This is a genomic window from Pantoea sp. R102 (assembly GCF_004916815.1).
Classification (GTDB): Bacteria; Pseudomonadota; Gammaproteobacteria; order Enterobacterales; family Enterobacteriaceae; genus Pantoea; species Pantoea dispersa.
Genome location: NZ_SDFT01000234.1, coordinates 1 through 6,591, shown reverse-complemented (window position 1 = coordinate 6,591; position 6,591 = coordinate 1). Strand labels below are relative to the sequence as shown.

Below are 6,591 nucleotides of genomic sequence, written 5' to 3'. Positions count from 1 at the left end.
GAGTTCTGGTTCGCGCTGGTGAAAGTGCTGGCCATCGTGGTGTTCCTGATTGTCGGCGTGGTGTTCCTCGGCAGCGGTAAACCGCTGGACGGCAACACCACAGGCTTCCATCTGATCACCGACAACGGCGGGCTATTCCCGCACGGTCTGCTGCCGGCGCTGGTGCTGGTACAGGGCGTGGTGTTTGCCTTCGCCTCGATTGAGCTGGTGGGCACGGCGGCGGGCGAGTGTAAAGACCCGAAAACCATGCTGCCGAAAGCCATCAACAGCGTGATCTGGCGTATCGGCCTGTTCTATGTGGGTTCCGTGGTGCTGCTGGTACTGCTGCTGCCGTGGAACGCCTATCAGGCCGGACAAAGCCCGTTCGTCACCTTCTTCTCCAAACTGGGCGTGCCCTACATTGGCAGCGTGATGAACATCGTGGTGCTGAGCGCGGCGCTGTCGAGCCTGAACTCGGGCCTGTACTCTACCGGACGTATTCTGCGTTCAATGTCGATGGGCGGGTCGGCGCCGCAGTTCATGTCGAAGATGAGTAAGCAGCAGGTGCCGTACGCCGGTATCCTGGTGACCATCGGCGTGTACGTGATCGGCGTGGTGCTCAACTACTACGTTCCGTCGCAGGTGTTTGAGATCGTCCTGAACGTGGCGTCGCTGGGGATTATCTCCTCGTGGGCGTTCATCGTGGTGTGCCAGATGCGTCTGCGCAAAGCCATCAAAGAGGGCAAAGCGGAAGATGTCAGCTTCAAGCTGCCGTGGGCGCCGGTTACCTCGTGGCTGACGCTGCTCTTCCTGGTGAGCGTGCTGGTGCTGATGGCGTTTGACTACCCGAACGGCACTTACACCATTGCTTCAATTCCGCTGATTGCCGTGCTGCTGGTGCTCGGCTGGTTTGGCGTGCGTAAGCGCGTGCAGGCGGAAGCGATGAAAGAGCACGAGCATCATCATGACGATCAGGATGATGCGGCGCCTAAGCTGGCGGAAGACAACGCGCGTTAATCGCAGCGATGCTCACCTGCGGGGGCCAGTCGGCCCCCGTTTTTATTGCAATTCTCCTTCTCTTGATCCCGCATCGGGAATTACACCTTTCGGGTGATATAGCCCTTCATAACCTCAGGTTATTTTACGCACCATCTCTACATCCCCGCATTGAGGTGAGCCGATGGCGCTGTCGCGACGTGAACTCTTTACCGGGCAGCGCGTCATGCCTGCCGGCGGTATCGCGTTGCCGTGGTGGCGGGGAGAGAGCGGCTGTGACGGCTGTGGACGCTGCGTAGAAGCCTGCGAGAGCGGCATTATCCGCATCGCCGCTGGCGAAGCGCCGCAGCTCGACTTTCTGCAGGGGGAATGCACCTTTTGCGCCGCCTGTGCCGACGTCTGCCCGCAGCCGCTGTTTCAGCCGCGCGACACTGAACCTTTTAGCCGGCGCATCCGCATCGACAGCCGCTGTATCGCTTTTCTTGGCGTTAACTGTCGCAGCTGCCAGGAGAGTTGTGAGCAGCAGGCGATCCGTTTTCGCCTGATGCCCAACGGCATCGGCCAGCCGGAAATCCTTCCGCAACACTGCACCGGCTGTGGCGCCTGTATCGCGCCGTGTCCGGTCTCAGCCACAGGACTGCATCATGACGAATAACGACAGCTGGCACGTATGTGGCCTGGTGATTCAGGCACGTCCGACCGCGATCGCGGCGGTGCGGCAGGCGCTACTGAACTTTGCCGACAGCGATATCGCGGCGGAAGATGCCGCACGCGGCACGCTGGCGCTAACACTGGGCGCGGCCGACAGCGCCACGCTGCTGAGCAACATTGAAGCCACCCGCAACATCCCGGATGTGCTGGCGGTATCGCTGGTTTATCACCAGCAAGACGAAATTGAAGAACTCTGTAAGGAAGCATCATGAACCTGAGTCGTCGTGATTTTATGAAGGCCAATGCGGCGGCGGCTGCTGCAACGGCTGCCGGTCTCACCATTCCGACCGTGACCAAAGCGGCCACCAGCCTGGCTGAGCCGATTCGCTGGGAAAAAGCGCCGTGCCGGTTTTGCGGCACCGGCTGTGGCGTGCTGGTCGGCACGCAGAATGGCCGCGTGGTCGCCTCGCAGGGCGATCCGCAGGCGGAGGTTAATCGCGGTCTGAACTGCATCAAAGGCTACTTCCTGCCGAAGATCATGTACGGCAAAGATCGTCTGACCCAGCCGCTGCTGCGCATGACCGATGGCAAATTCGATAAGAACGGCGAGTTCACCCCGGTAAGCTGGGATCAGGCGTTCGACATCATGGAAGCGAAGTTTAAGGCGGCGCTGAAAGCCAACGGCCCGGAATCGGTCGGCATGTTTGGCTCCGGCCAGTGGACCGTATGGGAAGGTTACGCCGCATCAAAGCTGATGAAAGCCGGCTTCCGCACCAACAACCTCGATCCGAACGCGCGCCACTGCATGGCGTCTGCGGTGGTGGGCTTTATGCGCACCTTCGGCATGGACGAACCGATGGGCTGCTACGATGACATCGAGCAGGCCGATGCGTTTGTGCTGTGGGGATCGAACATGGCCGAGATGCACCCGATTCTCTGGTCACGCCTGACCGCGCGTCGTCTCAGCAATGACAACGTCAAAGTGGCGGTGCTGTCGACCTATCGCCACCGCAGTTTCGAGCTGGCCGATAACGCCATCGTCTTCACGCCGCAGAGCGATCTGGCGATCCTCAACTTCATCGCTAACTACATCATTCAGAACAATAAAATCGATAAAACCTTCCTGCAGAATCACGTCACGCTGCGTAAAGGCGTGACGGATATCGGCTACGGTTTGCGCCCGACCAATCCGCTGCAGGCGGCGGCGAAAAATCCGGACAATGGCGAGTCGACGCCGATCAGCTTCGATGAATATGCGAAATTTGTCGCGGAATACACGGTGGAAAAAGCCAGCGCCATGAGCGGCGTAGAGCAGGATCAGCTGATCGCGCTGGCGGAGCTGTACGCCGATCCGAACGTCAAGGTGGTCTCTTACTGGACCATGGGCTTTAACCAGCATACGCGCGGCGTGTGGGCGAACAACCTGTGCTACAACATCCACCTGCTGACCGGCAAAATTTCCCGTCCGGGCACCGGACCGTTCTCGCTCACCGGCCAGCCATCGGCCTGTGGCACCGCGCGTGAAGTGGGCACGTTTGCGCACCGTCTGCCAGCCGACATGGTGGTGAACAATGACAAACACCGCGCTTTAGCTGAAAAACTGTGGAAGCTGCCGCAGGGCACGGTGCCAGCCAAAGTCGGTCTGCACGCCGTGGCGCAGGATCGCGCGCTGAAAGATGGCAAGCTGAATGCTTACTGGGTGATGTGTAACAACAACATGCAGGCCGGGCCGAACCTGACGCAGGAGCGCATGCCGGGCTGGCGCGATGCGCGCAACTTTGTGGTGGTATCTGACCCGTATCCGACCGTCAGCGCCCTGTCTGCCGACCTGATTCTGCCGACGGCGATGTGGGTAGAGAAAGAGGGCGCCTATGGCAACGCCGAGCGCCGTACCCAGTTCTGGCATCAGCAGGTGAAAGCGCCAGGCGAGGCGAAATCGGATCTGTGGCAGCTGGTGACCTTTGCCAAACGCTTCCGCGTTGAGGACGTGTGGCCAGAGGCGCTGATTGCTCAGCAGCCTGAGCTGAAAGGCAAAACCCTCTACGACGTGCTGTATGCCAACGGCCAGGTGAATCAGTTCCCGCTGAGCGAAGTGGCCGACGACCGCCTTAACGATGAAGCGCGTGAGTTTGGCTTCTATATCCAGAAAGGCCTGTTCGAGGAGTATGCCAGTTTTGGGCGCGGCCACGGTCACGATCTCGCACCGTTTGATACTTATCACGAGGCGCGCGGTCTGCGCTGGCCGGTAGTGGACGGCAAAGAGACGCGCTGGCGCTATCGTGAAGGTTTCGACAGCTATGTGAAAGCCGGTGAGGGCGTACGTTTTTACGGTAAGCCGGACGGCAAAGCCACCATTTTTGCCCTGCCGTACGAGCCGCCAGCGGAAGCGCCGGATGCCGAATATGACCTGTGGTTCTGCACCGGTCGCGTGCTGGAGCACTGGCACACCGGCACCATGACGCGCCGCGTGCCGGAACTGCACCGCGCGGTGCCGCAGGCGCTGCTGTATATCCATCCGCTGGACGCCAAAGATCGCGGTTTCCGTCGCGGTGAGAAGGTGCGCGTGGTATCGCGTCGTGGCGAAACCCTCGCCACCGTGGAAACGCGCGGGCGTAATCAGCCGCCGCAGGGGCTGGTATTTATGCCGTTCTTTGATGCCGGCGTGCTGGCCAACAACATCACGCTGGACGCCACCGATCCGCTGTCGAAGCAGACCGATTACAAAAAATGCGCCGTTAAGCTGGTGAAAATCTGAGGCAGGATGCAATGAAACCTTTTATCACTCTTGTAACCGTTGCCGCCCTGATGCTGGGCGGCGTGGTGTACGCTAATAACGGCGTCGATCTCAATCAGTCACCGGAAGTGACGGCAACGCAGCAGGGCACCATTCATCAGCCCAAAGAGCAGAGCCGCAAGCCGCTGAACTATGTTAATCAGCCGCCGGTGATCCCGCACAGCGTGGAGGGCTACCAGGTGACGAAGAACGTGAACCGCTGCCTGCAGTGTCACGGCACCCAGAGCTATCTGACCACCGGCGCGCCGCGCGTCAGTCCGACGCACTTTACCGACCGCGACGGCGTGGTGAGCAGCACGGTATCGCCGCGTCGCTACTTCTGCCTGCAGTGTCACGTGCCGCAGACCGATGCCAAACCGGTGGTGGAAAACACCTTTAAGCCGGCCGACGGCTTTGGGCAGTGAGGTGGCGATGAAACAGAAACTTTTACGTATCTGGCGCTGGTGGCGACGCCCCAGCCGTCTGGCGCTCGGCACGCTGCTGATTCTTGGTTTTGCTGGCGGCATCATCTTCTGGGGCGGTTTTAACACCGCGATGGAGATGACCAACCGCGAGCAGTTCTGTATTGGCTGTCACGAAATGCGCAACAACGTCTATCAGGAATATATGCAGACGGTGCACTACAACAACCGCAGCGGCGTGCGCGCCACCTGCCCGGATTGTCACGTGCCGCACGAGTGGGGGCCGAAGATGATTCGTAAGATCCAGGCGAGTAAAGAGGTTTACGCCAAGATCTTTGGCCTGATTGATACGCCGCAGAAGTTTGAAGAGACGCGTATCGAGCTGGCGCAGAACGAGTGGCGCCGGATGAAGAACAACAATTCGCAGGAGTGTCGTAACTGCCACAACTTCGATTATATGGACTTCACCGCGCAGAAAACGGTCGCCGCCAAAATGCACAGCAAAGCGGTGCAGGACGGACAGACCTGTATCGACTGTCACAAAGGCATTGCCCACCATCTGCCGGATATGAAAGACCAGCCAAACGGTTTTTAATCGCGACCCTGGCCGCGCCTGCCGGTGCGGTATCAGGGTTTTCGTGCCGACCGGTTGAGGCAGCCGCAAACCACACAACATCGTAGCGGCGCGATTTATCGCGCTAAGTTAATCACTGCACAGCTGCCCGGATGCGCGATGAATAGCGCCGCTACGATTCGTGCCATGAGGGTTGAAAAGGCATAATGCTCAACTGACAGCCTTACGCCATCGCAGGCAACCTGTTCCACAATTCAGATAGTTTTCCCTGCGGCTTCGGCCTATTATCTCAGGCTCCCTCAGCTACGCAGTGGAGCGGCTATGTCGTTAAAGATCAACATCATCAAAGATAAGTTGCTGTCTGATAATTATTTCATTCTGCGCAACTACACCTACGAACTCACCCGCAGCAACGGCGACGTGGTACGTCACAAACGTGAAGTCTATGATCGCGGCAACGGCGCCACCATCCTGCTCTACAACCGTGAAAAAAACAGCGTGGTGCTGATTCGTCAGTTCCGCATCGCGACCTATGTTAATGACAATACCAGCGGTGAGCTGATTGAAACCTGCGCCGGGCTGCTGGATAACGACACGCCGGAAGATTGCATCCGTAAAGAAGCGGTGGAAGAGACCGGCTATCAGGTTGGTAAGGTCGAAAAGCTGTTTGAGGCCTACATGTCGCCGGGCGGCGTGACCGAATTGCTGCACTTTTTCGCCGCTGAATACAGCGACGCGCAGCGCGCTAACGACGGCGGTGGCGTGGAAGATGAAGAGATCACCGTACTCGAGCTGCCGTTTCCTCAGGCGCTGGCGATGGTGAAAGAGGGGCGCATTCGCGACGGCAAAACCATTATGTTACTGCACTATGCGCAGCTGATGGGCTGGTTGCAGGCATAACCGCGGCGGTAATTCACAGGGCCGGCACGAATGCCGACTCTGCCTATGCCGGGGCGCAATGCATTGCGCCACTATGCCATGTGCGTTATTTCCGGGGCATTTAACGGCGTCACTTCACACTCCGGATGGGCCTGCATGCGCGCCAGCGCTTCGGCGTAGGAGGGCATAGAATTGGCCGCGCCGGAACGCTCGACGCACAGCGAGGCAAACGCCGCTGCAAACAGCGCCGCCTGCGGTAACGCATCGCCGGACGCCAGGCGCGCCGCCAGCGCACCGTTGAAGGCATCGCCGGCACC

General features: G+C 59.4%; 8 protein-coding genes. 7 read left to right on the top strand and 1 reads right to left on the bottom strand.

From position 1 onward, the window contains the following. The 7 genes from ERD80_RS20545 to nudK form a co-directional block, all read left to right on the top strand. Positions 1-996 (top strand): amino acid permease (locus tag ERD80_RS20545; protein WP_136548340.1); only part of this gene is annotated, 996 nt, incomplete at its 5' end. Positions 997-1,159: 163 nt separating this feature from the next. Then, positions 1,160-1,630, top strand: a complete 471-nt coding sequence (gene napF, locus ERD80_RS20540; protein ID WP_058775675.1) for a ferredoxin-type protein NapF — start codon at positions 1,160-1,162, stop codon at positions 1,628-1,630. Further along, positions 1,620-1,898 (top strand): chaperone NapD, encoded by a 279-nt coding sequence (locus tag ERD80_RS20535; RefSeq protein ID WP_136548339.1) that lies wholly within the window; start codon positions 1,620-1,622, stop codon positions 1,896-1,898. Before napF ends, ERD80_RS20535 begins: the two co-directional genes overlap by 11 nt. Then, complete coding sequence (gene napA, locus ERD80_RS20530) at positions 1,895-4,381, top strand: nitrate reductase catalytic subunit NapA (RefSeq protein WP_136548338.1); 2,487 nt, start codon at positions 1,895-1,897, stop codon at positions 4,379-4,381. Before ERD80_RS20535 ends, napA begins: the two co-directional genes overlap by 4 nt. A gap of 11 nt (positions 4,382-4,392) precedes the next feature. Further along, on the top strand, positions 4,393-4,824 hold the full coding sequence (gene napB / locus ERD80_RS20525) for a nitrate reductase cytochrome c-type subunit (protein WP_058758336.1): 432 nt from the start codon (positions 4,393-4,395) through the stop codon (positions 4,822-4,824). A 7-nt stretch (positions 4,825-4,831) separates the two neighbouring features. Next, the gene (gene napC, locus ERD80_RS20520; RefSeq protein ID WP_058758337.1) at positions 4,832-5,416 is read left to right on the top strand and encodes a cytochrome c-type protein NapC; all 585 of its coding nucleotides are present in this window, start codon (positions 4,832-4,834) and stop codon (positions 5,414-5,416) included. A gap of 300 nt (positions 5,417-5,716) precedes the next feature. Continuing rightward, positions 5,717-6,295 (top strand): GDP-mannose pyrophosphatase NudK, encoded by a 579-nt coding sequence (gene nudK, locus ERD80_RS20515; RefSeq protein ID WP_058781763.1) that lies wholly within the window; start codon positions 5,717-5,719, stop codon positions 6,293-6,295. Positions 6,296-6,366: 71 nt separating this feature from the next. Here the strand turns inward: nudK and ERD80_RS20510 are convergent. Beyond that, on the bottom strand, positions 6,367-6,591 hold a 225-nt coding region (locus ERD80_RS20510; protein WP_248295885.1), incomplete at its 5' end, for a PfkB family carbohydrate kinase.